We start from the raw sequence: 1,134 nt of genomic DNA, 5'->3' as shown, positions 1-1,134 counted from the left end.
TCATGTCCAAGGAAAAGTTCGATCGCAGCCTGCCCCACGTGAACATCGGAACGATTGGGCACGTGGACCACGGCAAGACGTCGCTGACGGCGGCCATCACGAAGGTGCTGGCGAAGACGGGCGGCGCCACGTTCCTGGCGTACGACCAGATTGACAAGGCGCCGGAAGAGCGTGAGCGCGGCATCACCATCTCCACGGCGCACGTGGAGTACAAGACGAAGAACCGCCACTACGCGCACGTCGACTGCCGGGGCACGCCGACTACGTGAAGAACATGATTACGGGCGCGGCGCAGATGGACGGCGCCATCCTGGTGGTGTCGGCGGCGGACGGCCCGATGCCCCAGACGCGCGAGCACATCCTGCTGGCGCGCCAGGTGGGCGTGCCCTACATCGTGGTCTTCCTGAACAAGGTGGACCTGCTGGATGACCCGGAGCTGCGCGAGCTGGTGGAGATGGAGGTGCGTGACCTCCTGAAGAAGTACGAGTTCCCCGGCGACACCATCCCCATCATCCCGGGCTCCGCGGTGAAGGCGCTGGAGGGTGACACCAGCGACATCGGCGAGCCGGCCATCCTGAAGCTGATGGAGGCGGTGGACAGCTACATCCCGACGCCGCAGCGCGCGACGGACAAGCCCTTCCTGATGCCGGTGGAAGACGTCTTCTCCATCGCCGGCCGTGGCACGGTGGCCACCGGCCGCGTGGAGCGCGGCATCATCAAGGTGGGCGAGGAAGTGGAAGTCGTCGGCCTGCGCGCGACGCAGAAGACGGTGGTGACGGGCGTGGAGATGTTCCGCAAGCTGCTGGACGAGGGCCGGGCGGGCGACAACATCGGCGCGCTGGTGCGTGGCCTCAAGCGCGAGGACATGGAGCGCGGCCAGGTGCTGGCCAAGCCGGGCAGCATCACGCCGCACACGAAGTTCAAGGCGCAGATTTACGTGCTGTCGAAGGAAGAGGGCGGCCGCCACACCCCGTTCTTCAAGGGGTACCGTCCGCAGTTCTACTTCCGCACCACGGACGTGACGGGCACGGTGAAGCTGCCGGACAACGTCGAGATGGTCATGCCGGGCGACAACATCGCCATCGAGGTGGAGCTCATCACCCCGGTCGCGATGGAGAAGGAGCTCCGGTTCGC

General features: G+C 66.1%; 1 pseudogene. It reads left to right on the top strand.

What is annotated here, in order from left to right:
* Positions 1-2: 2 nt before the first annotated feature.
* A pseudogene (gene tuf, locus ACLEQD_RS43920) lies at positions 3-1,134 on the top strand (elongation factor Tu); the annotation flags it as partial.

The organism is Corallococcus sp. 4LFB (genome assembly GCF_046520365.1).
GTDB lineage: Bacteria > Myxococcota > Myxococcia > Myxococcales > Myxococcaceae > Corallococcus > Corallococcus caeni.
This window is presented reverse-complemented; position numbering and strand designations above follow the sequence as displayed.